Origin of the sequence: Acinetobacter sp. YH01008 (assembly GCF_013420435.1) — a bacterium.
Classification (GTDB): Bacteria; Pseudomonadota; Gammaproteobacteria; order Pseudomonadales; family Moraxellaceae; genus Acinetobacter; species Acinetobacter pseudolwoffii.
In genome coordinates this window covers 31,062-56,135 of the sequence record NZ_VOYD01000020.1, presented here as the reverse complement: position 1 = coordinate 56,135, position 25,074 = coordinate 31,062, and the positions used below count along the sequence as shown (strand labels likewise).

Sequence of the window (25,074 nt, the reverse complement as noted above, 5' to 3'; positions counted from 1 at the left end):
AATAATTCAAGTGAATTTGTTTGAAAGAAGAACTTTAAAAGCTTTATTTTCACCCGATAAAATACCCATAAAACAAGAGGAAGCACAAATGAGCTTCCTCTTGTGAAAAATTGTGGGACAGCAATGGCTTCAGCTTCCTTTTTTATTGACTGCAAAGTTAGTAAAAGATAGATGCCAGTACATGACAGTAAAGCTGAAAGTAGATAGTCTGTAAAACAGGAAATAAAACGATAAACAGTATAAGGACAACCGAATGCTTGCCTACGATGCCGATCTAGAATTATTCCGCGACAATTTTAAACGCTTTATGAATGAACATGTCGCACCGTATTATCAACAATGGGAGCACGAAGGCCTGATGCCACGTTCAGTCTGGAATGCACTTGGTGAAAATGGTTTCTTGTGTGTCGATGTTCCGGAGGAATATGGCGGCTATGGGGTGCCAACCGATTATTCATTGATGCTGATTGAAGAGTCTGCACGTGCCGGATACAGTGCCATTTCTACAGGATTGTCCTGTCATTCGGATATTGCTGCACCCTATATCTTGCACATTGGAACTGAAGAGCAGAAGAAACACTGGTTGCCGAAAATGGTGAGCGGTGAAGTGGTCGGTGCGATTGGTATGACCGAGCCAGGTGCCGGCTCAGACTTGCAAGCCATGCGTACCAGTGCCATCTTGCAGGATGATTACTATGTATTAAATGGCTCAAAAACCTTTATTTCCAATGGTCAGCATGCCGACCTGGTGGTACTGGCAGTCAAAACTGATCCGCAAGCGCGTGCCAAAGGCGTTTCTTTGTTACTGGCCGACACGCATCTGGAAGGCTTTAAAAAAGGCACTAATCTGGACAAGATTGGCCTGCATGCGCAAGATACTTCGGAACTGTTCTTTGACAATGTCAAGGTGCCGAAAGACCAGTTACTCGGTCAACCGGGGCAGGGTTTTGCTTATTTGATGCAGGAATTACCGCGTGAGCGTACCGCCATCGCAGCAACAGCCTTGGGTGCAATTCGTGGTTCTATTGATGTGACCACGCAATATGTGAAAGAGCGTCAGGCTTTTGGTCAGGCCATCGGTCAATTCCAGAATACTCGTTTTGTTTTGGCACAAGCGAAAATTGATGAATTGGCGACCGCAGCTTTTTATAACCAGAATCTTGAGCTTTATATGCAAGGGAAACTGGATGTCGAAACTGCAGCGGCATTGAAAAGTTTTTCTACCGATATGCAGATGAAGATTGCTGACAATCTGCTTCAGCTCTTTGGTGGTTATGGCTACATGACTGAATATCCAATTTCACGCTTCTTTGTCGATGCCCGTATTCAACGGATTTATGGTGGTACCAATGAAATCATGAAAGAAATTGTAGCGCGTGGTCTGTTAGGACGTTAATTTATTGATAAAAAAAAGAGTCCTGTTAAGGACTCTTTTTTTACAGGCAAAGTATAGCAAAGAGACAGTGATTCTGTTTTAAATTTTATGATTTTAAGACATTCAAACATTCATGAATAAAAATGGGCAAATCGTTGGGCAGGCGCGATGAGATCAACTGGTTATTATCATTCACCAGTTCTACATCATAATAGGTTCCACCCGCATGCTGTACGCGACTCGCATGCGCCCGGATACTGGTAATAATCCGATTTTTCAGCACATCTGCTTCACACAGTAATAAGGATGCATCACATAAACTGAAAATAGCTTTTTTGGCCTGATTGAAGGCATGGATGAACTGTAGCACCCGAACATCGGTAGAGAGAGAAACCGCAGATTCGCCCCCTGGAATCAGCAAGGCATCAAAGTCATCAATACTGATTTGTTCGATGCCACGGTCGATGGTCACGGCAGAACAGCCATGCAGCCCATAGACCACTTTGCCTGCGTTAAGTTCGATATTGCAGACGCTATGATGGGCAGCCAGCAAGGCAGCCACTGGCTCTAGGTATTCTTGGTCTTCAAAATTATTTGTTATAAGTACTGCTATTCTTTTTGGCATGATTGATCCCGCCAACTCATGATTTAAATTAGACTAGCTGTTAAAGGTTGAAAAAACGTCTCTGCTTTGTAACAGAGTAGTAATTTCATGTAAAAAATTTAGGAAAATCAATATTAAATAAGAAAAATGAGCGTGAGGAGCGTGCATTTTATTGTGAAAGATATCTCAGATTTTAATAGGTCAAAAAAGACATGTACAAAGCTATTATTTTAATTTTCTTATGCTTAAAACCGCTATATAGATTAAGAAATAGTGATATTTCATATTCATTAAAATCAGTTAAGATGGACAGGCTAAGTTTACAATTTGATAATGTAAATCAAGCCAAAATGCTGAACTAAATGTTACCAGATATGACTAAAAGCGATGAGTGGTTAAAACCAACTGTCTGTTTTTAAGACTTAATCTAGCAATGTCATATTGCGTAACATTTTAAAGCTCACTATTGTTATACTGAACAGATAAGGTTTATGAAGGGCGACATAACAATGATCAACGACGATCAAAACACCACGACTTCTCTTGATTTGGCAAAAATTCGTGAGGATATCGATTCTGTTGATCAGCAAATCCAGCAATTGATTAACCGCCGGGCACGTTTGGCTGAAGCAGTTGCAAAAGCAAAGTTTGCTTCAGAAGAAAGTCCGCTGTTTTACCGCCCAGAACGTGAAGCACAGGTGTTGCGCAATGTCATGGAGCGTAATGAAGGGCCATTGTCCGACACCACCATGGCACGTCTGTTCCGTGAAATTATGTCCGCTTGTCTTGCGCTTGAAGCTCCGCAAAGTATTGCGTTTCTAGGGCCAGTCGGAACCTATACCCATTCTGCGGTACTCAAGCACTTTGGTCATGATGCGGTGGTTCGACCTTTACCGACGATTGATGAAGTCTTCCGTGAAGTCGAGGCGGGCAGTGCCCATTATGGTTTGGTGCCGGTGGAAAATTCCTCTGAAGGTGTAGTCAATCATACCCTGGACTGTTTTAAAACTTCGAACCTGAATGTGATTGGCGAAGTTGAATTGCCGATTCATCATCAATTTCTGATTTCTGAAAATACCCGTAAAGACAGTATTAAACAGATTTATGCACATCAGCAGACTTTGGCGCAATGTCGTAAATGGCTAGACGCGCATTATCCGGGTGTAGAACGTGTGGCTTTAAATTCTAATGCTGAGGCTGCGCGCCGTATTCAAAATGAATGGCATTCTGCTGCGATTGCTTCTGAAATTGCATCAAGTATTTATAATCTTGAAATTATGCATGGCAATATTGAGGACAATCCGGAAAATACCACACGTTTCTTGGTGATTGGCCGTGAAAAAGTGCCTCAAAGTGGCAATGATAAAACCTCATTACTGATTTCTGCACATGACCGTGCTGGTGCATTGCTGGAAATTCTGGCGCCATTTGCCAAGCACAATATCAGCTTGACCAGTATTGAAACGCGTCCAGCACTTCCGGAAAAATGGGCTTATGTGTTCTTCATTGATCTTGAAGGTCATATTGAGCAGGAACATGTCAAAGCTGCAATTGCAGAAATTCGTCCTTTAGTTAAAGAAGTTCGCGTGCTCGGTTCATATCCTGCAGCTGTACTTTAAGTCAGCTATCCGTGGTCAGGGCGAGGGTGCTGACCACTGTTTTATACCTAAAATTGGAAGTCTAAAATGTCGTTTGTTCCAGCCAATTCAGGCATCTCAAAATTAAAGCCATATCAGCCAGGTAAACCGATCAGTGAGCTTGAGCGTGAGTTGGGTCTTACCGATATCGTCAAGCTGGCATCCAATGAAAACCCGCTGGGTTGTTCAGATAAAGTCAAAGAAGCAGTCGCTGCGGAAATTGCTGAAATTGGCCGTTATCCAGATGGAGGTGGCTTTATCCTGAAAGATCAGATTAAAACTCAGTTTGGTTTTAATCATGATCAGATTACGCTGGGCAATGGTTCAAACGACTTGCTAGAAATGTTTGCCCGTGCCTTCGTTTCTTCAAGCGATTCTGTGGTATATAGCCAGCACGCATTTGCGGTTTATGCACTGGTCACTCAAGCCATTAATGCACAAGCGATTGAAGTACCTGCCAAAGGTTTTTCACATGACCTTGAAGCGATGGCAGCAGCAATTCAGGACAATACCAAACTCGTCTTCATTGCCAATCCGAACAATCCGACCGGAACCTGGTTCGAAGAAGCCGAATTTGAAGCTTTCATGCAAAAAGTCCCTGCAAATGTAATTGTGGTGCTAGACGAAGCGTATGTGGAATATTTCCCGGAAAATTTCAATAGCCTGAAATTCCTGCAACAATATCCAAACTTAATTGTTAGCCGTACTTTATCGAAGTGCTATGGTCTGGCTGCACTGCGTGTCGGTTTTGCCTTGGCATCGGTTGAAGTGACCGATTATTTAAACCGTATTCGTCAGCCATTTAACGTCAATCATTTGGCCATGGTCGCTGCGGTGGCTGCACTGAAAGATGAAGACTTTATCGCGCGTTCTCGCGAAGTAAATAAAGCCGGTATGGCGCAACTTGAAGCAGGTTTTAAGGCTTTGGGTCTGAACTATGTGCCTTCTCGTGCTAACTTTATTCTGGTTGATGTACAGGCAGACCCCGCAGCAACCTTTAACGGTTTGCTGAAACAAGGGGTCATTGTACGTCCGGTCGGTATTTCCAGCCACATTCGTGTATCGATTGGTACTGAAGCAGAAAACGCGAAATTCTTAAGCGCGCTTGCTACAGTATTGGGTTTAGAGGCAAAAGCTTAATTCATGTCGCAGCCATTGTTTGAAAAAGTTGCATTTATCGGGCTTGGACTGATTGGTTCAAGTCTGGCGCGTGTCATTCAAGCCGAGCACTTGGCCAATGACATTGTGGCATCGACACGTTCGTCCAAAACTTTGGAAGATGCCAAGGCACTTGGTCTGATTTCTGAAGGCTATGCCGATCCTGTAGATGCAGTCAAAGGTGCAGATCTGATTGTTCTGGCTTTGCCGGTACGTGCCACACAAAAAGTACTTGAGCTGATTCAGCCGTATTTGACAGAAAATGTCATTATTACTGATGTGGGAAGTACCAAAGGTAATGTGGTCGATGCGGCTAAAGCGGTCTTTGGTGACCAGCTTCCAGCAGGTTTTGTGCCGGGTCATCCGATTGCAGGTGCAGAGCATACCGGTGTACATGCAGGAAAAGTCGATCTATTTGCCAATCACAAGGTAATTTTGACGCCACTGCCAAGCAGTAGCGATTGGGCCGTGGAGAAGCTGATTCAACTGTGGCAAGCGGCCAAAGCCGAAGTGATTTGCATGGATGTGGACAAGCACGATGAAGTGCTGGCACATACCAGTCATCTTCCGCATTTAATGGCGTTTAATCTGGTCGAACAACTGGCCAAACGTGAAGACAACTTAGACATATTTCGTTATGCTGCCGGTGGCTTCCGTGATTTCTCGCGGATTGCCGCCAGTGATCCACAAATGTGGCATGACATCTTTTTTGCCAACAAAAAAGCAGTTCTGAATGCCGTAGATGGCTTTGAACAGCAGCTCGCGATTATTCGCAAATTGATCGAAGATGAAGATTCCCAAGCATTGATGGGCTTATTGGGTCATGCGCAGGCAGCTCGCCAGCATTTCAACCATATGCTCGCCAAGAAACCTTTCATGGAGAAAAATAAAGTGACACAACAATTTACCATTCAGCCGGGTGCCAAGACATTTCAAGGTAAATTTACCGTGCCAGGTGACAAATCTGTGTCACATCGCTCGATCATGTTTGGTGCCATCGCTGAAGGTACAACACACGTGACTGGTTTCCTTGAAGGTGAAGATGCACTGGCAACTTTGCAGGCTTTTCGTGACATGGGCGTCAGCATCGAAGGCCCTAAAAATGGTGAAGTCACCATTCATGGCGTCGGTATGCATGGTCTTAAAGCGCCACAGTCTGCCATTTATATGGGCAACTCAGGCACTTCAATGCGTTTGCTGTCCGGTATGCTGGCAGCGCAGAAATTTGATTCAGTGATGACCGGTGATGCATCCCTATCTAAACGCCCAATGGAACGTATTGCCAAGCCTTTACGTGAAATGGGTGCACTGATTCAGACCACGGGTGAACGTGGAACTCCGCCTGTCTCGATTACAGGCAACCAGCAACTACAAGGCATTCAGTACGATTTGCCAATGGCATCAGCGCAGGTAAAATCAGGTATTTTGCTGGCGGGCCTATGGGCAAATGGCGAAACCGCAGTGACTGAACCTGAACCAACCCGTGACCATACTGAGCGTATGTTGCGTGCATTTGGTTATGAGGTGAAAACCGAAGGCAATCGTATTTCATTACAAGGTGGTGGAAAGCTGGTCGGAACCAATATCCAGGTGCCATCTGATATTTCTTCTGCGGCCTTCTTTATGGTCGGCGCTGCGATTACTGAAAATTCGGATGTGACCTTAGAGGCTGTTGGTATCAACCCGACCCGTACTGGCGTGATCGAAATCCTGAAACAGATGGGTGCGGACATTACCGTTGAAAATGAACGCATTGCTGGCGGTGAACCGATTGCAGATATCCGTATTCGTGGTACGCGTACGCTTAAAGGCATTCATATGCCTGAAGATCAGGTGCCATTGGCGATTGATGAATTCCCGGCGCTGTTTATTGCTGCTGCCTGTGCCGAAGGTCAGACGATTTTGACCGGTGCTGCCGAGCTTCGCGTAAAAGAATCGGACCGTATTCAGGTGATGGCAGATGGCCTGCAAACCATGGGCATTGACTGTACCCCAACTGAAGATGGCATTATTATCGAAGGGAAGGGCAAATCAGGTGACTGGTCGCCAATCTTTACCGGTGGTGAAATTGAATCGCATCATGATCATCGCATTGCAATGAGTTTTTCGATTGCCGGTTTACGTAATTCGGAGCAGATCAAGATTGTCGGTACGGAAACGGTAGCCACCAGTTTCCCGACCTTTACAGAACTGACCTCAATTGCAGGTTTGCCTATTCAAGTTTCAGAATAATTTTTAAAATTATGTGAAACAGCCAAGCTTTTGCTTGGCTGTTTTGTTTATATTGCTTATGCTAAACCCATACAAGAAAAAAGCCATTAGGATGTAGCGATGCGAAAATTAAAATTCATGGCCAATACACAAAGCCAGCAACCCCGGGATGGTCAGGAAACCCAGGAATATGTAGCGCATTTTCTTGCCGAAACATTAGGTAAACATGGCTTTCAGACCTTAAGTCAAAGTGGTGCTCAGGTTGCGGTGAGCGTGGATGAACATGCATTGCCCTTATCTGTGAGTTGTGAAACCAGAGATGAACAAGGGCATCTGGTCTGTGAAATTGCCTCATATCCTGAAGAAGAACAGGACTGGCTGGATCGTATCACCGAAAGAAGTTTGCTTAATCAGCTTGCACAGGCAGTGGAAACCTCTCTAAAAGAGCAGGAAAGCTTTAGCGAGTTTGAATGGAAGAGCTAATTCAACAGACTCAATCAGCTTTGCCTACATTGCAAAGTAAACGCCTGATCCTGAATTGTTTTAAATCAGCCGATGCCAAAGAAACTTATGCTTCAATTACGCCGAGTCTGACACGTTTTATGGCGTGGGACCCACCAGAATCTGAACAGGAATTTGCAACAGTCTGGCAAAATTGGCTGGAAAATATGACCGATTATAAAGAATATGTATTTGTGATCCGTCATATTGAAACACAAGAATTTATTGGACTATGTGGTTTACATCGACTTCATGATGAAATACCTGAAGTCGGTATTTGGATCCGTGAAAATGCGCATGGTCATCATTATGGACATGAAGCAGTGCATTGTATTGTGGCCTATGCTTTCAATACATTAGGGCTTCAAGTCTTAAGCTATCCGGTAGCAGAAGAAAACTGGGCTAGCCGTAAAATTGCAGACCGCTTGGGCGGAAAAATTATCCGTTACATCGATAAGCCTAAATATCGGGCTGTGATGTATGAAATTTTTGCAGACGATTTTGTCTTTTAATAAAAAACCCATCATCTGACGGGTTTTATTATCTAGCCAAGCGCTAAGTAGCGAGTCATTGCAATCCGCAATTGCTTTAAATAGCCAGTAAAGAAATGATTGGCACCAGGCAATACGGTCACTAAATGACGCTGTGGTTTTGCCCATTCAATCATATCCGACAGCAGGGTTACTTCATCACCCTCACCATGAATGAACAGAATATCACCTTTAATTGCTGGCGTAACATAATGGCGAATACCGGCAACTGTTGCAGTTGGCAGTCCACATAAAATAGTTTGTTTGGGTTGCAGTTCTACAGGTAAGGCTGCATAGCTCTTTGCCATGACATGCGCACCAAAACTAAAACCGCCCGCATAAAAAGACAGCCCAATATGCTGACTGCGAGCAAACCGAATGATTTCTAATACATCATCCGTCTCACCGAAGCCCTCGTCGTGTATACCTTCACTTTGACCAGAACCGCGAAAACTCGGACGATACACAACACAGCCACGTTCCATATACATTTGTGCCAATAGAACGGGAACCTTGTGTTGGGGCGTACCACCTTGCAAGGGATGGGGGTGACAAACTACCGCGAATCCTTTCACTTCACCCTGAGGATAATCCACAAAAACTTCAATCTGACCCGCAGGTCCTTGAAGGAAAATTTGCTCGGACATATAAATACCGATGATTAACAGGAGAATCGCGCATTTTAACGATTATGGTGAATAAAAACATGAATTGGAATTAAAATAAGCAGACTGATATAGTTTGATTAATCATTTTTTGACCAGGTTGCCATGCTCGCTTTAATTTCTCCAGCCAAAACGCTCGATTACGATACCCCATTACCCACTGACCAATTTACTCAAGCCAGATTATTAGAACATTCGCAGGATTTGATCAAAGCTTGTCGCACACTTTCTGCAACAGAAATTTCCAGTTTGATGAGTGTCAGTGAAAAAATTGCCAATTTAAATACAGCACGTTTCCAGGACTGGCAACCAGATTTTAATTTAGCCAATGCACGTCAGGCTATTTTTGCCTTTAAAGGAGATGTCTATACCGGTCTGGATGCTTATAGCTTAAAGCAGGAAGATCTGCACTTTGCACAACAGCATTTGCGTATGTTGTCTGGTTTATATGGGCTTTTGCGTCCCTTGGATCTGATGATGCCCTATCGTCTGGAAATGGGAACCAAATTGGCCAATTCTCGCGGGCATAACTTATACGACTTCTGGGCACATCACATCACTGATCTGATCAATCAAGATTTAGCCGCAGCCCAGTCTGAGATCTTGGTGAATATTGCTTCTGATGAATATTATAAATCGGTGAACGAGCGCAAAATTCAGGCAGAGATTATTAAGCCAGTATTTCTGGATCAGAAAAATGGCAAATATAAAGTGATTAGTTTCTATGCTAAAAAAGCACGTGGTTTGATGGCACGTTTTATTGTTGAAAATAGAATTGAACATGCCGAAGAACTCAAAGCATTCAATACCGATGGCTATTATTTTGATGCCGATAGTTCACTTAAAGGTGAATTGGTATTTAAACGTGATGAACAAATCAGTGCATAAATAACGTTATTCCGCTACCGCATAGAATAATTGGTTTCTAGGCGGTATTGGGAGCTATGAGTATTGAAATTTTATTTATCCAGCTTTAATCGTTTTTTAAATATTGAGTGCCAGGGGAGTTGATTGGCTGCACTTCGGTACAAATGTGGTTTTTAGCGTCTTTCCCAAATTTTAAGTTAGATAAAAAATTAGAATTATCGCTGAACTCATTGAAATAATGCGTAAAATCTCATCTATTGAATTGTTTTTTACAGAAAATTGAAACTGATATTTCTGGGAAAAGCTGAATAAAATAGCTCAAGTTAATATATTTTAAATCAGGGAATTTTCATTAATTTTTATATTTTTCTTTCCAATAGAAATTTTTATTTAAATAAATAAGTATTTAATATTCAAATATTTAATTTATTAACTTTAGGGAGTATTTAGCGCAAGAGATTTTTTGAGAAAGAATGAAAAATTAATTAAGTAATAATAAATAAAACGATAGAAAAATATCGCTAAACGGTTTAAGAAGTGCATTCTATCGGGTTAAATGTAAAGTAAGTCACAAGTTTATTAGGTTTTTTGTTAGCATAATTGCACAGTGTTACAAAGCAGAATAATAAAAATGAAAATACATGCTATTCCTGTTTTTGTGTTAATGGTCAGTGTATTAGGATTCTGCGTGCATAAACAGGCAGAAATCAGAAAATACGAAAAAATCCGTCATGTCTTGAATGAAGCGCGTGACTCCAGCAAATTGTTAGACTCTAATCGGCATCGACATTAACACATGCATCAATTTTCTTTTTTTTCAATTTAGCGTAATTAATAAAATTAACTCAATAATAAATATAATAAAATATTAAAAATATTCGAATTAAATAGATTGATTTTAAATAAAGTATAAAATCAAAGAAGCAATCAGAAATCAATGTGTTATAATTTGCCACCTATAAAGATGAAGCAAACTTCATCTTTCTAAGCATTTGATTTATATCATTAAATAGAGCTGCATAAAAGTTATGCAGCTTTTTTGTTTAGATTTTTTGGGGTTTTTATAGCATAGCCCTGGGGCTGTAAGCTGTTCAAACATTTGAACCCGTCAAATGGCTATACTGGCATATTCGTTGCTAACACATCCTCAAAATAAATGAATTTTTTGTGAAATTTCATTTATTTGACGGCGTGCTTGAAGCATAAAGTTTACTCAATAGGGGCTAGGTCATGACGACTCCTAATCCATCTTCAGAAAATATGCTTGAACGTCTGTTTAAACTGAGTGAAAACAAAACCAGTTTCCGTACAGAAGTTCTGGCTGGTGTAACTACATTCTTAACCATGTGTTACATCATTATTGTCAATCCAATGATCTTGTCCGAAACAGGGATGGATCATGGGGCTGTCTTTGTAGCAACCTGTCTTGCAGCTGCGATTGGCTGTTTAGTCATGGGCCTGATTGCGAATTATCCAATTGCGCTGGCACCAGGCATGGGCTTAAATGCCTTCTTTACCTATTCTGTATGTCTGGGAATGGGGGTGCCTTGGCAAACCGCCTTGGGTGCAGTTTTTGTTTCAGGTCTGGTCTTTATTGCCATTAGCCTGTTTAAAATACGTGAAGCCATTGTCAATGCAATTCCAATGTCGCTCAAGCTCGCGATTGGTGGTGGTATTGGCTTGTTCCTGGCATTGGTTGCACTGAAAAATGCCGGAATTATTGTGGATAATCCAGCCACACTGGTGGGCTTGGGTGATCTGAAACAACCTTCTGTATTATTAGCACTTTTTGGCTTTTTGTTGGTTGTGGTAATGCACCAGTTTAAAGTCCGTGGTGCGATTATCATCAGTATTCTGGTGGTGACTGCCATTGCAACGGCACTAGGTTATAACGAATTCCAAGGTGTAGTGGGTCATATTCCATCGCTGGCTCCAACATTCATGCAAATGGATTTTGAAGGCCTCTTTACTGCCAGTTTAATTGGAGTGATTTTTGTTTTCTTCCTGGTCGATCTGTTTGACTCTACCGGGACGTTGGTCGGTGTTTCGCATCGTGCAGGTCTGTTAAAAGACGGGAAATTACCACGTTTGAAGAAAGCCTTATTTGCTGACTCATCAGCGATTGTTGCTGGTGCGGCACTGGGTACTTCTTCAACTACGCCTTATATTGAATCTTCTGCGGGTGTGGCAGCAGGTGGCCGTACCGGTCTAACCGCCGTGGTGGTTGGATTGCTGTTTATTGCCTGTTTATTCCTGGCACCGCTTGCACAATCAGTTCCGAGTTTTGCCACTGCGCCAGCATTGTTATTTGTTGGTGTGTTGATGATTCAGGGTATCGTCCATATTGACTGGGAAGATATTACTGAGGCAGTACCGGCATTTTTAACCATCGTATTTATGCCATTTACCTATTCGATTGCGGATGGTATTGCGATGGGCTTTATCAGCTATGCACTGATCAAGTTGTTGACTGGTAAGGCTGCGACTGTACCGTATATGGTCTGGATTATTGCTGTTCTGTGGACGCTTAAATTCGCACTGTTTGGTGGCTAATTTTTCTACATTCAGAAAGGGTGTAAACTGAGTTTGCGCCCTTTTTTATTATTTAAAGGTTTCACGAGGAGAAGTGATGAACCGTCTTGAGTTGATTCGCGCTTTGCCAAAAGCCGAGCTTCATGTTCATATTGAAGGCACTTTTGAGCCTGAGCTAATGTTTGCAATCGCTCAGCGTAATCAGATTGACATCCCGTATAAATCTGTCGAGGAAGTTAAGCAGGCTTATAATTTCCATAATCTTCAGTCCTTCCTGGATATTTATTATGCCGGGGCCAATGTACTGATCCATGAACAGGACTTTTATGACCTGGCTTGGGCCTATTTTGAAAAATGTGCCGAAGACAATGTGGTGCATACAGAAATGTTCTTCGATCCGCAAACGCATACCGACCGTGGAATTGCTTTTGCGACCGTCATCAATGGCCTGCAAAAAGCCTGCGATGATGCCAAGGCCAAGCTTGGAATCAGCTCACATTTGATCATGTGTTTCCTGCGTCATTTAAGTGAAGAGGCGGCCTTTGAAACGCTGGAGCAGGCATTGCCCTATAAAGACCAGATTATTGCGATTGGTCTGGATTCAAGTGAAGTCGGGCATCCACCTTCTAAATTTGAACGTGTCTTTGCCAAAGCGCGTGAAGTAGGGTTTTTGGTCGTAGCACATGCGGGCGAAGAAGGCCCGGCAGAATATGTCTGGGAAGCTCTGGATTTACTGAAAGTTAATCGTATTGATCATGGGGTGCGTTCAGAAGAAGATTCTGAGTTAATGCAACGGTTGATTCGCGAAAAAATGCCCTTAACGGTGTGCCCGCTGTCAAATCTGAAGCTTTGTGTGGTCGAGGATATGCAGCAGCATAATATCCGTCGTCTCTTGCAGCAGGGTGTCCATGTTACAGTCAACTCAGATGATCCATCCTATTTTGGTGGCTATATGAATGACAACTTTATTGCCATTGCTGAAGCGCTAGACTTGAGTAACGAGGAATTAAAGCAGTTGGCAACGCACTCCTTTGAAGCGTCGTTTATTCCAGAGGCTGAAAAAGAGAAATGGATCAACCAGATCCGTGCCTTGGTTTAAGTTTTTACAAAAGGCAGAGTTCGCTCTGCCTTTATCATTTTTATAGGCCAATATGAAATTGAAAAGTTTACTTCTGATCCTCAGCATATTGTTGATTTCTGCCTGTTCTAGTGCGGATATGACATTGACACAGCGTACTTTAAAACCTTTGATTGAATATCAATGCAGTAAAGAGCTGCAAAATTCCAAAGTTTGGAAAGTTTCGACCTACTTAATGCAGGACACCAGTAAAGTTGAACTTGAGAAAAATGTGTGTTCATGTGTAGGTGAGCATGCGTTAAAAGATGTGCCTGCCAAAACTTTGTTAAAAGCCACAGTTGATGAAGCAGCCAAAAAAGAACTGACGCAAAAAGCGATTGCAAACAGTCTCAGAAGTTGTCTCAAGGAATTTATTTAATGAAACAGCCTGCAAGCACAGACTGGGAACATTATTTAGCCCATATTAATGGTCTAACTATTTATCCTGTTGGGTCATACTTTTTAATACATGATCTTTATCGATAAAATGATGTTTAAAGGCTGCGGCAATATGGCCAACCAGTAGAATGCCGACTGCCCAGGAAAGCCAGATATGCAAGGGCTTAACAATAGCGGTCACAGCCGAGTTTTCGGCAATGAGGGGTGGCAGGTTAAATAAATACAGCACCGGTGCTGGATAACCCAAACTCCAACTATACAAACAACCTGTAAGGGGTAGGGCAATCAGCATGAAATACAGCGCCAGATGACCAGCATGTGCCAACGTTTTCATCCGCGGTGACATACTCTCAGGCAGTGACGGCGCCGGATGGGTATAGCGCCAGAAAATTCGAACAACGAGCAGGAAAATAATGGTGGTTGCAATATTTTTATGCAGTGAAATCACATCACCCTTAAAGCTGCCATCAACCTCATAACTTAAAAAATTACCACTATAAAAACCGATGAGCCAGGCCGCAATAAAAATAACCGCCATGATCCAATGCAGCCATTGCGCTGTTCGTGTGTAATACAGTGATTTATTCATCTAGATATTCCGTTGCTCTTCAATAAGGCCGAACCTTAGCAAAGGGTGAATCAATTCAGCAATTCCAAATCTGCAACGCTATGGTGGCTTTCATGCAACATCTATTAAATTGGTTGGCTGTAGATTAAACATGCTTAGTGATTTTTAGATTTCTTATTCAGGTGAATTTCGGCACAATAGCGACAGTCTTCATCTATGAGTGAATAAGGAATATATCTGTGAAAAAATTATTGGCTGTACTTGCGCCACTGACTCTGGTTTTATCAGCGTGTACAGCGACAGGCACTTCTGATGCGCCAAGTACCACTCAACAACTGGGCGGCACTGCGCTTAAAATCGCGATCAATGCAAAATGCACCACTGAACTGAATAATATTCCAGCGTGGCAAACGGCAACACGTCTAATGACCACAACACAAAAGCAAAATATCCAGTCTGAAATTTGTGGCTGTGTCAGCGAAAAAGCACCGCAAAATGTGACAGCGGTTGATTTGGCGACTGCTGCGATTGATCCGGTGGCACGTACCACAATCGTGGGCAATGTGGTTGCAAAAACCATTAACGCTTGTGTGGCTGAAGCTGTAAACTAAGCCAAGATTAAATTGAAATAGGCTGACAGGTTCAGCCTATTTTTTATGGGAAATGACATGAAAATTGCTGGTGTAGATGAAGCAGGGCGTGGACCGCTGGTCGGTTCAGTGGTGGCGGCCGCGGTAATTTTAGATCCAAATAACCCGATTGAAGGTTTAAATGACTCTAAAAAACTGACTGAAAAGAAACGTGAAAAACTTTTTATCGAAATTCAGGAAAAAGCGCTGGCTTGGGCAATTGCTGAGGCGTCAGCAGCAGAAATTGATGAGCATAATATTCTGCAGGCATCCTTACTGGCAATGCGCCGTGCTGTAGAAGCTTTAGCGATTCAACCTGAGCATGTGCTGGTCGATGGCAATAAAGTCCCTCAGGGGCTAACGATGAGCTGTGACGCGATCATTGGTGGCGATGCTTTGCATGCAGAAATTTCTGCTGCTAGTATTCTGGCCAAAGTTACCCGTGATCATCAAATGATTGAGATGGATCTAAAGCATCCACAATTTGGTTTTGCCAAGCACAAGGGCTATCCAACCAAAGCACATTTTGAAGCGATTGCCTTGCATGGGGTGATTGATGAGCACCGTCGTAGTTTTGGGCCGGTAAAAAAGGTAGTTGCAGCATTGCTGGAACAGCAGGGCGCAGAACTTTAATTCTTATTTAATTTAAAGGTTCTGAATATTGAAATGTGTATTCATTAAAGTATAGATCAATTAAAAGCGGCTTCAAAGCCGCTTTATGATTTACACAAAAATTAACGGTTAAAGTTATTTTGTGTTTGGTTTTCATCTTCATACGAAGGTTGGAAATCCTGATCGATATGCTGAAGATGTTCATGCATTGCACGTTCATGCTGGATACGCTGGTAAATCTCTTCACGGTGCACAGAGACTTCTTTCGGAGCATTGACCCCAATACGAACCTGATTACCTTTTACACCAAGCACAGTCACGCTGACTTGGTCTCCAATCATTAAAGTTTCCCCGACACGTCGAGTCAAAATCAGCATGTTTCTCTCCTTGCAAAATGCAAAACCTGCAATCTATTGAATATAAAACAAAAACACAACCAAAAATTAAAAAATAAAATCTGGATAGAAATTCTGTCATCTGGGTGAAAGATTTTAATCTATCTCAGTTTTTTAAAAATCCTCAGGCTTAATATAACAGAGCCACTATAAAAAAAACTATAGTGGCTCTGAATTTTTGTAGAGATTTATAGAATACTGTCAAACAATGACAATATTTTGTCATTCCTCTTAAGCGCGTACGCTTGATTCACCTTGTTCGCGGTCTAGACCGAAGGCGGTATGCAGTGAACGAACTGCAAGTTCCAGATAGTTTTCTTCAATAATCACTGAAATTTTGATTTCAGAAGTAGAGATCATCAGGATGTTAATACCTTCAGCTGCCAGTGCGGTAAACATTTTGCTTGCAACACCTGCATGTGAACGCATGCCTACACCGACGATAGAAACTTTGACGATATCTGAACGGGTAGCGACTTCACGTGCACCAATTTCCTGAGCGGTTGCTTCGAGAATGGCTTTGGCCTTGTTCAATTCGCTGCGGTTGACTGTAAAAGTAAAATCAGTCGTACCATCTTCTTCAACGTTCTGGATAATCATATCCACTTCAACATTGGCATCACCAATCGGGCACAAAATTTTAGAGGCGATGCCCGGTTCATCAGGTACACCTAAAATCGTTAATTTTGCTTCGTCACGGTTAAATGCGATACCGGAGATAATTGGCTGTTCCATATTGTCTTCCAATTCAGTCGTAATAAGTGTACCCACGTTTTGCTTAAATTCTTCGTCGAATGCGCCATCATTGTCATTGTCGAAGCTGGATAATACGCGTAAAGGTACTTGATATTTACCGGCAAATTCAACTGCACGAATTTGCAGGACTTTTGAACCCAGTGACGCCATTTCAAGCATTTCTTCAAAGGAAATACGGTCAACTTTCTTGGCTTTGGGTGCAACACGTGGATCAGTGGTATATACGCCATCAACGTCTGTATAAATCTGGCATTCATCGGCTTTTAGTGCAGCAGCAATCGCGACACCTGAAGTATCAGAACCGCCGCGGCCTAAAGTGGTGGTATTGCCATGCTCGTCAAAACCCTGGAAACCTGCAACTACAAGTACACGGCCAGCATCCAGATTCGAGTTCAGGACTTCAGTATCAATTGATTCGATACGTGCCTTATTGAATGAGCTGTCGGTTTTCATGCCAACCTGGCGACCTGTCAGTGATTTTGCTTCAACGCCAATAGAGTTGAGCGCCATCGCTAACATAGAAATCGTAACCTGCTCACCCGTAGAGACCATCTGGTCTAGTTCACGTGGGTCAGGGGTTTCGGTAATGGCTTTCGCGAGAGCAAGCAGACGATTGGTTTCGCCACTCATCGCTGATACAACCACAACCACCTTGTGGCCATGGTCATGCCAGCGTTTCACACGACGAGCAACATTTAAAATGCGCTCGGGAGTACCCATAGAGGTACCGCCATATTTTTGAACGATTAGTGCCATAGTTGTTCCATATAAGCCATGACCCTGATAGTCCTATCAGGGTCAGTTACACAAAATTGAAGTTTTATTTTGCTGCCAGCCAGGCAGTTAAATCTGCCATCACCGGAGCAAACTTCTCGTTAAGTGGCGCGCCACCTTGTGCCAAGTCAGGTTTACCACCACCTTTACCACCCAGCTCGGTTGCCAGATGTTTGATGATGTCACCCGCTTTTATAGATGCAGTAAAGTCTTTTGCTACAGATGCGATCAAGCTCACCTTGTCACCCTCTACACCTGCAAGCACAATGACTGCATTTTCTAATTTTGATTTCACACCGTCATGCAGGTTGCGTAGTGCTTTCGCATCCATATTTTCAACGGTTGTAATCAAGGTTGCACGACCTGCAATGGTTTGAACTTGGCTTAGAAGTTCACCGGCTTGCAGGCTAGCAAGTTTCTGATTCAGTTGTTCGATCTGTTTTTGCAAGCTCGATGCAGTATCAACTAACGCTTCAACTTTTTCTAAAGTCTGGTCTTTTTGCGCTTTGAGCAAACCGTTAATCGTATTGATGTCACGATCGGCTTTTTGTGCAACTTCAACTGCTTTGGTGCCTGTCACTGCTTCAATACGACGTATACCTGCTGCAACACCACCTTCAGAAGTGATCTTGAACAGACCGATGTCACCGGTACGTTTTACGTGAATACCACCGCAAAGCTCGATGGAGAAATTTTTCTCTTCAATCACTGAACCCATCGACAATACACGGACTTCGTCACCGTATTTTTCGCCGAACAGCATCATCGCGCCTTTGGCTTTGGCAGATTCAATATCCAGCAGTTCAGTAGACACCGCAGTATTGGCAATTACTTCAGCATTGACCAGACGTTCAATTTCTTGCAGCTGTTCAAAGCTAACCGGTTGATCATTGGCAAAGTCAAAACGTAACACATCAGATGCGACCAATGAACCCTTTTGTTGTACATGTGAGCCCAGAATTTGACGCAGCGCAGCATGTAGTAGGTGAGTTGCAGAGTGGTTGCGTGCAGTTGCTGCACGAATCTCGGCTTGCACTGTTGCTTCTACATTTTGAGTAACTTTCAAGTTACCCATGGTCACGATGCCTTGATGTACAAATGCACCACCAGATTTTTTCGTGTCCTGAACTTCGAAAATCCCGGTATAGTTTTTGAAAATACCTGTATCACCGATTTGACCACCGCTTTCTGCATAGAAAGGAGTCTGGTTGAGTACGATTAAAGCTTCGTCGCCTTCAACGACTTCATCTACTTGCTCGCCATCTTTATAGATTGCGATGATTTGGCCTTCGCCTGCAGTTGCATCATAACCATCAAATTGAGTTTCGCCTTCAACTTTGACAACACTGTTGTAATCGATCGCGAATTTACCTGCATCACGCGCACGTTGACGCTGTGCTGCCATTTCAACTTCAAAGCCAGCTTCGTCAATGCTTAAGTCACGTTCACGTGCGATATCCGCAGTTAAGTCCGTCGGGAAACCGTAAGTGTCGTAAAGTTTGAAAACCACTTCACCCGGAATCACAGAACCTTTTAATTGTGCCAATTCGCCTTCAAGCAATTTCAAACCTTGCTCAAGTGTTTTGGCAAATTGTTCTTCTTCTTTGAGCAGTTGAGCTTCGATACGTGCTTGTTGTGCTGCAAGTTCTGGATATGCTTCGCCCATCACTTCAATAAGCGGCTGCAACATTTTATGGAAGAATGAACCGGTCGCACCCAGTTTGTTACCGTGACGCACTGCACGGCGGATGATACGACGCAGTACATAACCACGACCTTCATTTGAAGGATTAACACCATCAGCGATTAAAAATGAACATGAACGTGCATGGTCAGCAACCACTTTAAGTGAAGCAGGGTATTGTACAGGTGTGCCTTTTTCAGCCGCTTCAGCTTCAAGTGCAGTAGTGTCTAGACCAATAATCTCAGCCGCAGATTTGAGTAAGTGCTGGAACAAATCAATTTCGTAGTTTGAGTTGACATGCTGTAAAACTGCAGAAATACGCTCAAGACCCATACCAGTATCTACGGAAGGCGCTGGAAGCGGATGAAGTACGCCATCACTCGTGCGGTTAAACTGCATGAAAACGTTGTTCCAGATTTCAATGAAACGGTCGCCATCTTCTTCAGGTGTGCCCGGCAGGCCACCCCAGATGTGATCGCCATGGTCAAAGAAAATTTCAGAACATGGGCCGCAAGGACCGGTGTCGCCCATCGCCCAGAAGTTATCTGATGCGTATTGACCACCTTTGTTGTCACCAATACGGATAATGCGAGATGCATCTAGGCCGATTTCTTTGTTCCAGATGTCGAATGCTTCGTCATCGGTATGATAAACAGTGGCATAAAGCTTATCTTTAGGTAGCGCTAACCAGTCATCGCCCGTCAAAAAATCCCAGGCAAATTTGATCGCATCACGTTTGAAGTAATCACCAAATGAAAAGTTACCTAACATTTCAAAGAAGGTATGGTGACGCGCGGTATAACCGACATTATCCAAGTCGTTGTGTTTACCACCTGCACGTACGCATTTTTGTGATGATACGGCACGGACATAATCGCGTTTTTCTAGACCTAAGAAGCAATCTTTAAACTGGTTCATACCCGCATTGGTGAACAGTAAAGTTGGATCATTGGCGGGTACTAGTGAACTCGACGCGACACGTGTATGCCCTTGCGATTCAAAGTAACGCAAAAATGCTTCACGAATTTCAGCTGATGTCATAAAACGAGTACTCACAACCAAGTCACTCCATAATTTCCGATTTGGCTAAAACACCACAGTCTGACAAGCACATGAGAGCTCTGCTGCAATGCGGGGCTTAAAAATTTAAAACGCCAAATTATAACGGAAAAAGCGGTATGCACCAATCATTTTAAAACCAATTGCCAAGGAATTATTGACTCGGGTTTAGTGCTGAATTCATAAAATGAATTTTCTATTCAGAACAATTCGGTTATATCCATCTATTTACACAGCATCAGAATTTTAAAAGATCTGAATATTGGGCGATGTATCAGAAATAAAATAATCGAAAATCAGTATTTTCACTGAAGTTTTTCATGTACTGCGCAAGAAATCCTTTAACATAGAGGAGTTTTAAAATAGGCATATAAAAGGTTGAGTCATGCAACGAGTGGCAATCAATGGATTTGGGCGTATTGGACGTAATGTATTGCGTGCCTGGTTTGAAAATCCGAAAGATTTTAAATTTGAAATCGTTGCCATTAACGATATTGCTGATGTTGAAACCTTAATTCATCTGTTTAAATATGACTCAACCCATGGCCGTTTTCCGGGACAGGTAGACGTCAGCTATGATGCCGAACATATTTATCTGCATATCAGCTATCAGGATGCCAGCTTAAAAGTTCAGGTTTTGTGTGAAGCCAACCCGGCGCAGCTTCCTTGGCAAAAACTTGAAGTAGATGTAGTGCTGGAATGTACCGGGCTGTTCCGTTCCCGTGCAGCTGCGACCCAGCATATTGAGGCAGGGGCGAAACGGGTGATTATTGGAGCAGCACCCTTTGATACTGTCGATGCTGCGATTGTGTATGGTGTCAATCATCACGAAGTTAAAGCCACCGACCAGATCATTTCCAGTGTGTCCTGTACCACTCAGGCCCTAGTACCGCTGGTCAAAATTCTCGATGATGCTTTTGGCATCAGCAGTGCGTTAATGACCGAAATCCATGCGGTGACCGCAGATCAATCTGTGCTGGATCAGGCGCATCGCGATCTGCGTCGTGCACGGGCAGCAGGACACAATATTATTCCCACCACATCCAGTGCGCTGGGTGCATTAAAGCGGGTTATGCCAAAAATGGAAGATCGGATTGACGGTTATTCAATTCGGGTGCCGACCATTAATGTCGCAGCAATTGACCTGACCTTTGTTTCCCAGTCACCGATTACCGATCATAAACTGAATGAAGTGTTAATTAAGGCGGCGCGACAGGATTTTGCCGAAATCATGTCAGTGACGGATGAACCTTTGGTGTCGAGTGATTTTAATCATTCTCCTTATTCCTTGATCGTTGACCTGACCCAAACCCTAGTGGTGGGACAACAGGCCAAGGTCTTTGCCTGGTATGACAATGAATGGGGTTATGCCAACCGCTTGCTGGATTTATGTGAATCTTTTCATTAAGTTTGACTTTGCTAAGCCTGAAAAGTGCCGATATACGGTGCTTTTTTTGCTTTAAACATTCTTGATATGCGTTGTTTTAATAGAATTTGCGCGTAATTGATCGAAAAGCAGCGTGAGTGCTTGAATTATTTGCATCATCTGCATGATTTTTCGTTAAGATAAAGCCAATAAAATGAAATAAGAGCAAGCATATGATGTTGGTTTGGGGATTTATTATACTGCTCACATTGGCAGTGATTTTTCTAATCTGGCTGCAGTTCAATCAGAATGATGGTTCAGGTGTCGTGGAGGGCGTGCCGGTAGAAGAGAAAGTCGCGCATCTGGAAGAAAATTTAAAAAAGACCCTGGAAATTATGCAGGACTTGGCTAAAAAAATGCATGTACAGCAGGAAGTGCTGGATCAGACCACAATCAAACTGCAGCAGGTCGAGTTGCAAAATGCAGAGCTGGTCAGCCTGCTCACCAAGGTCGTAGACCCACAGAAATAAACAGAATCCCTTTAGAAATCATATAAAGAATTCTGTTTGAGGGCTAGACGAGAAGAGTTCTTAAGACGGCTGCAGACACCATGCTGATGGCAACTGTGGGGAGCAAGCCAAAACGCGTAGCGGCAAACAGAGTTAAAGCCAAAGCGATCAGATCTGCAGGGTTGTCGCGTACAAAATACGGTGCGATGACTGAAATCAGGACACAGCCGGGTACAACGTCCATGATTTTACGCTGACGTTGTGTCAGCGTCTTATTTTTTAATAAGACATAGCCCAGAATCCGGGTCAGATAGGTGGTTGCCGCAATCAGCAGGATGGCCAGCAATGTACTCATCTCAATCATGCTTCCTCCTCACCAATCAAGAAAAAAGCAGACACAATGCCGGCTAGGGCACCCATCGGCACATACCAGCCAGCAGGCAAATATAAATAAGCCAGAGCAGCACAGATCAGGCTTACTAGCCATGGCCGGGCTGCATTCAAGCCTTTCCACATGCTTCGCATCAACACCAGAAATACAGCAGGAAAGGCCATATCAAAGCCCCAGCGGTTGATATCGCCTAAAACAGGTCCAAGCATCGCGCCCAGTGTGGTAAAACCGACCCACATCAGATAAAGACAGAAACATAAACCGGCATAGTAGGGCATGCTAAAAGCAGCCCGATAACCCCACTGCGCCTGTTTTCTTTGCGCATCCGCCAGACTTAAGGCCCAGCTTTCATCAACCATAAAAAACAGGGCCGGCAATACTTTGCGATTCGGGAGATGTTTTAAATACGGGACTAGGCTTGCACCCATCAGCAAATGCCGGCTATTCACCAAAAAGGTAATAAACAGCAGCATGAATAAATTGGGTGGACTGGTCCAGACTTCCAGAATGGCAAATTCAGAACCGCCGGCAAAATTGAGTCCAGTCAGCAAAGGCACTTCCAGCACACTGAAATTTTTCTGAATCGCAGTCGCACCTAGCACCAAAGCAAAGGGAATAATTCCTAAAAGCATAGGAATAGAATCTTTCATACCGCGCTGAAATTCGCTGAAATCTGTATGCGCGAGCGCGGGCGTGCTGCTTTGTCTGAGCAAAAGCATGTCAGTGACCTGAGGACTTCAATATTGAACCGTATTTTATAGCGATAATCGGGCTATTTGCTGTTGTAGTGCATACAATTTAAATTTGATTTGGAATTAAATTGCGCTAAATTGGCTTAAAGGGGTTTTAAATACTAAAGTAACAAGATGGATCAAATTGATAAACGCATTTTGCATGAACTGCAAAAGAACGGAAAATTGCAAAATAATGAACTGGCTCAATTAATTGGCTTGTCGCCGTCCCCCTGTTTAAGAAGAGTCAAGCAACTAGAAGATGATGGGGTCATTGAGCAGTATGTCGCCTTACTCAATCCGCAAAAAGTCAATCTGGCAATGAGTGTATTTGCACGGGTTTGGCTTAAATCTCAAGAAGCCGCCGTGGTCGATCAATTTGTTGAAGCCATCAAGGAGATGCCGGAAGTGGTGGAATGCCAGTTAATGGCGGGAGATTGTGATTTCTTTTTAAGAATTGTGGTGGCCGATCTGGATGCCTATCGTAAATTTCAGATTCATCATTTGACTCAAATTCCCTGCATCCAAAGTGTAAAAACCGAAATTCCATTGCAAACGGTAAAAAGTACCACCGCATTGCCATTGGTCTAAAATGATTTTTTGTTTATAGCGCGTGTTGGTCATACACGATAAAACGCTGATAGTTGACGCAATTGTGGCTCATTGCATAAGAGAGTAAAAATTATAAAATTTTGCGATGCACAGCCAAAACTATCGTGCTAGACTAGGAGAAATCGGGTGTGCTCCCGATTTTTTTATGCGGATTCGTTCCGCGCTGACAAGAATTTAGGTTTACAACATGCCCATTTCAGAGACATGGTTATTACCTGATGGTGTAGCTGATGTATTACCAGAACAAGCGCAAGTCATTGAAAGTTTGCGCCGTAAATCACTGGATTTCCTTGCATCTCGAGGTTATCAGTTGGTGTACACGCCATTCATTGAGTACATCGAATCTCTCTCTTCTCTCTCAGAATCGAATCAAGATTTAGACTTAGCCACTTTTAAAGTCATCGATCAGCTTTCTGGTCGTTTGCTTGGTGTGCGTGCCGATATGACACCACAAGTGGCGCGTATTGATGCACATGTACATCCAGTGGAAGGTGTGGCGCGTTACTGCTATGCAGGTACCGTTCTGCATACCAAACCACGCGGTTTTAATACCTCGCGTGCGCCTTTGCAGTTAGGCGCCGAACTGTTTGGTTCAGACAGCATCGATGCCGATGTAGAAATGGTCGATTTAATGATCAGTCTGATTCAGGAAACAGGTCTGGCAGACGGAATCCATCTGGACTTGGGTCATGTCGGCTTATTCCGCAGTCTGGTGGCTCAAGCAGGTTTGAACAAAGTTGCTGAACGTAAACTGTCTGATTTATACCAACGTAAGGCCTTGCCAGAGTTGGAAGAATTTACGGCAGAACTGAAATTTGGTCAGGACTTTTATGCACTGGGCCGCTATGCCAGCGATCTGGACGCATTACAGGCAAATTTAAGTGCTGAAGTGTTGGCGAATCCAGCCTTCAAGCAAGCTTTTGATGCCTTACAAATTACCAAAGATCAGGTTCAAGCCCGTTGGCCAAACTTGAGTATTGGGATTGATGTGGTTGAATTGCGTTCATACCATTATCATACTGGTCTGATGTATGCAGTCTATGCACCGAACCGTGCAGCAGCACTGGCACAAGGCGGTCGTTATGATGGCATTGGTGAACATTTCGGTCGTGCGCGTCCTGCCACAGGTTTCTCTTGTGACTTATATGCGTTAAGCGCAGGTCAGTTTGACGCAGTACAGGTTGTGGTTGCACCTAAAGGCACTGATGCAGAACTTCTGAATGCGATTCAGAACATTCGTGCACAAGGCTTAAGTGTAATTCAGTTACTGGGTAATGATGATTTAAACTCGATTCCATATGCGACGCACCAGCTGGTGAATGCGAATGGTGAGTGGACAGTCAAAACGATTTAACTGCTTGGCTCAGTGTTCATGTCGCTGAGCGGGGCTTT

25 protein-coding genes are annotated in these 25,074 nt (G+C 43.3%); 17 read left to right on the top strand and 8 right to left on the bottom strand.

Features of this window, described 5'->3' with window-relative positions:
• Positions 1 to 253: 253 nt before the first annotated feature.
• Positions 254 to 1,396 carry an acyl-CoA dehydrogenase family protein gene (locus tag FTT75_RS11710; RefSeq protein ID WP_180001318.1) on the top strand — a complete coding sequence of 381 codons (1,143 nt, stop codon included), beginning with the start codon at positions 254 to 256 and terminating at the stop codon, positions 1,394 to 1,396.
• A gap of 85 nt (positions 1,397 to 1,481) precedes the next feature.
• Here the strand turns inward: FTT75_RS11710 and FTT75_RS11705 are convergent, their stop codons facing one another.
• A complete protein-coding gene (locus FTT75_RS11705; protein ID WP_005097462.1) occupies positions 1,482 to 2,000 on the bottom strand; it encodes a DJ-1/PfpI family protein in 519 nt (172 codons plus the stop codon).
• Between the two features lie 488 nt (positions 2,001 to 2,488).
• Here FTT75_RS11705 and pheA point away from each other — a divergent pair, with 488 nt between their 5' ends.
• The 5 genes from pheA (at position 2,489) to FTT75_RS11680 (ending at position 7,998) form a co-directional block, all read left to right on the top strand.
• The gene (pheA, locus tag FTT75_RS11700) at positions 2,489 to 3,598 is read left to right on the top strand and encodes a prephenate dehydratase (RefSeq protein WP_005170229.1); all 1,110 of its coding nucleotides are present in this window, start codon (positions 2,489 to 2,491) and stop codon (positions 3,596 to 3,598) included.
• 66 nt (positions 3,599 to 3,664) lie between these two features.
• Positions 3,665 to 4,756: a histidinol-phosphate transaminase gene (gene hisC, locus FTT75_RS11695; protein ID WP_005170231.1), complete on the top strand. Its 1,092-nt coding sequence runs from the start codon at positions 3,665 to 3,667 to the stop codon at positions 4,754 to 4,756.
• A 3-nt stretch (positions 4,757 to 4,759) separates the two neighbouring features.
• Positions 4,760 to 7,006, top strand: coding sequence for a bifunctional prephenate dehydrogenase/3-phosphoshikimate 1-carboxyvinyltransferase (locus FTT75_RS11690; RefSeq protein ID WP_074383308.1), 2,247 nt, complete (start codon positions 4,760 to 4,762; stop codon positions 7,004 to 7,006).
• A gap of 99 nt (positions 7,007 to 7,105) precedes the next feature.
• Positions 7,106 to 7,468 carry a hypothetical protein gene (locus tag FTT75_RS11685; RefSeq protein WP_005170233.1) on the top strand — a complete coding sequence of 121 codons (363 nt, stop codon included), beginning with the start codon at positions 7,106 to 7,108 and terminating at the stop codon, positions 7,466 to 7,468.
• Positions 7,456 to 7,998 carry a GNAT family N-acetyltransferase gene (locus FTT75_RS11680; RefSeq protein ID WP_005170234.1) on the top strand — a complete coding sequence of 181 codons (543 nt, stop codon included), beginning with the start codon at positions 7,456 to 7,458 and terminating at the stop codon, positions 7,996 to 7,998. The genes FTT75_RS11685 and FTT75_RS11680 overlap by 13 nt, the downstream gene beginning before the upstream one ends.
• Before the next feature lie 32 nt (positions 7,999 to 8,030).
• Here FTT75_RS11680 and FTT75_RS11675 read toward each other — a convergent pair whose 3' ends face one another.
• A complete protein-coding gene (locus FTT75_RS11675; protein ID WP_005097454.1) occupies positions 8,031 to 8,663 on the bottom strand; it encodes an alpha/beta hydrolase in 633 nt (210 codons plus the stop codon).
• Between the two features lie 123 nt (positions 8,664 to 8,786).
• On the opposite strand from FTT75_RS11675, the gene yaaA reads away from it, so the two are divergent.
• From yaaA to FTT75_RS11650, 5 genes are all read left to right on the top strand, one after another.
• Positions 8,787 to 9,569 (top strand): peroxide stress protein YaaA, encoded by a 783-nt coding sequence (gene yaaA, locus FTT75_RS11670; RefSeq protein WP_159516051.1) that lies wholly within the window; start codon positions 8,787 to 8,789, stop codon positions 9,567 to 9,569.
• Between the two features lie 610 nt (positions 9,570 to 10,179).
• On the top strand, positions 10,180 to 10,341 hold the full coding sequence (locus FTT75_RS11665; RefSeq protein WP_005097451.1) for a hypothetical protein: 162 nt from the start codon (positions 10,180 to 10,182) through the stop codon (positions 10,339 to 10,341).
• Between the two features lie 437 nt (positions 10,342 to 10,778).
• Positions 10,779 to 12,101 carry an NCS2 family permease gene (locus FTT75_RS11660; protein WP_005097450.1) on the top strand — a complete coding sequence of 441 codons (1,323 nt, stop codon included), beginning with the start codon at positions 10,779 to 10,781 and terminating at the stop codon, positions 12,099 to 12,101.
• Between the two features lie 76 nt (positions 12,102 to 12,177).
• Entirely contained in the window at positions 12,178 to 13,179 is a 1,002-nt protein-coding gene (locus FTT75_RS11655) for an adenosine deaminase (RefSeq protein WP_180186455.1), read from the top strand.
• 52 nt (positions 13,180 to 13,231) lie between these two features.
• The gene (locus FTT75_RS11650; RefSeq protein ID WP_005097448.1) at positions 13,232 to 13,576 is read left to right on the top strand and encodes a hypothetical protein; all 345 of its coding nucleotides are present in this window, start codon (positions 13,232 to 13,234) and stop codon (positions 13,574 to 13,576) included.
• A gap of 57 nt (positions 13,577 to 13,633) precedes the next feature.
• On the opposite strand, the gene FTT75_RS11645 is transcribed toward FTT75_RS11650, so the two are convergent.
• Positions 13,634 to 14,185: a cytochrome b gene (locus tag FTT75_RS11645; protein ID WP_074383302.1), complete on the bottom strand. Its 552-nt coding sequence runs from the start codon at positions 14,183 to 14,185 to the stop codon at positions 13,634 to 13,636.
• Between the two features lie 218 nt (positions 14,186 to 14,403).
• On the opposite strand from FTT75_RS11645, the gene FTT75_RS11640 reads away from it, so the two are divergent.
• Positions 14,404 to 14,775, top strand: coding sequence for a hypothetical protein (locus FTT75_RS11640; RefSeq protein ID WP_159138601.1), 372 nt, complete (start codon positions 14,404 to 14,406; stop codon positions 14,773 to 14,775).
• A 57-nt stretch (positions 14,776 to 14,832) separates the two neighbouring features.
• Positions 14,833 to 15,426, top strand: coding sequence for a ribonuclease HII (rnhB, locus tag FTT75_RS11635; RefSeq protein ID WP_005170243.1), 594 nt, complete (start codon positions 14,833 to 14,835; stop codon positions 15,424 to 15,426).
• A gap of 101 nt (positions 15,427 to 15,527) precedes the next feature.
• On the opposite strand, the gene csrA is transcribed toward rnhB, so the two are convergent.
• The 3 genes from csrA to alaS all read right to left on the bottom strand — a co-directional run bounded on the left by csrA (position 15,528) and on the right by alaS (position 20,070).
• On the bottom strand, positions 15,528 to 15,782 hold the full coding sequence (csrA, locus tag FTT75_RS11630; RefSeq protein WP_005097444.1) for a carbon storage regulator CsrA: 255 nt from the start codon (positions 15,780 to 15,782) through the stop codon (positions 15,528 to 15,530).
• A gap of 249 nt (positions 15,783 to 16,031) precedes the next feature.
• Positions 16,032 to 17,312: an aspartate kinase gene (locus FTT75_RS11625; RefSeq protein WP_005097443.1), complete on the bottom strand. Its 1,281-nt coding sequence runs from the start codon at positions 17,310 to 17,312 to the stop codon at positions 16,032 to 16,034.
• 64 nt (positions 17,313 to 17,376) lie between these two features.
• Entirely contained in the window at positions 17,377 to 20,070 is a 2,694-nt protein-coding gene (gene alaS / locus FTT75_RS11620; protein WP_171294231.1) for an alanine--tRNA ligase, read from the bottom strand.
• A 388-nt stretch (positions 20,071 to 20,458) separates the two neighbouring features.
• On the opposite strand from alaS, the gene gap reads away from it, so the two are divergent.
• Both gap and FTT75_RS11610 read left to right on the top strand, forming a co-directional pair.
• On the top strand, positions 20,459 to 21,481 hold the full coding sequence (gap, locus tag FTT75_RS11615) for a type I glyceraldehyde-3-phosphate dehydrogenase (protein WP_180186453.1): 1,023 nt from the start codon (positions 20,459 to 20,461) through the stop codon (positions 21,479 to 21,481).
• 191 nt (positions 21,482 to 21,672) lie between these two features.
• Entirely contained in the window at positions 21,673 to 21,969 is a 297-nt protein-coding gene (locus tag FTT75_RS11610; RefSeq protein ID WP_005097440.1) for a hypothetical protein, read from the top strand.
• Between the two features lie 43 nt (positions 21,970 to 22,012).
• On the opposite strand, the gene FTT75_RS11605 is transcribed toward FTT75_RS11610, so the two are convergent.
• Both FTT75_RS11605 and FTT75_RS11600 read right to left on the bottom strand, forming a co-directional pair.
• Positions 22,013 to 22,312, bottom strand: a complete 300-nt coding sequence (locus FTT75_RS11605) for an AzlD family protein (protein ID WP_005097439.1) — start codon at positions 22,310 to 22,312, stop codon at positions 22,013 to 22,015.
• Complete coding sequence (locus tag FTT75_RS11600) at positions 22,309 to 23,058, bottom strand: AzlC family ABC transporter permease (RefSeq protein ID WP_180186451.1); 750 nt, start codon at positions 23,056 to 23,058, stop codon at positions 22,309 to 22,311. Before FTT75_RS11600 ends, FTT75_RS11605 begins: the two co-directional genes overlap by 4 nt.
• Positions 23,059 to 23,205: 147 nt before the next feature.
• Here FTT75_RS11600 and FTT75_RS11595 point away from each other — a divergent pair, with 147 nt between their 5' ends.
• Positions 23,206 to 23,661, top strand: a complete 456-nt coding sequence (locus FTT75_RS11595) for an Lrp/AsnC family transcriptional regulator (protein WP_004645552.1) — start codon at positions 23,206 to 23,208, stop codon at positions 23,659 to 23,661.
• A 208-nt stretch (positions 23,662 to 23,869) separates the two neighbouring features.
• Entirely contained in the window at positions 23,870 to 25,036 is a 1,167-nt protein-coding gene (locus FTT75_RS11590) for an ATP phosphoribosyltransferase regulatory subunit (protein ID WP_180001311.1), read from the top strand.
• Positions 25,037 to 25,074: the final 38 nt, after the last annotated feature.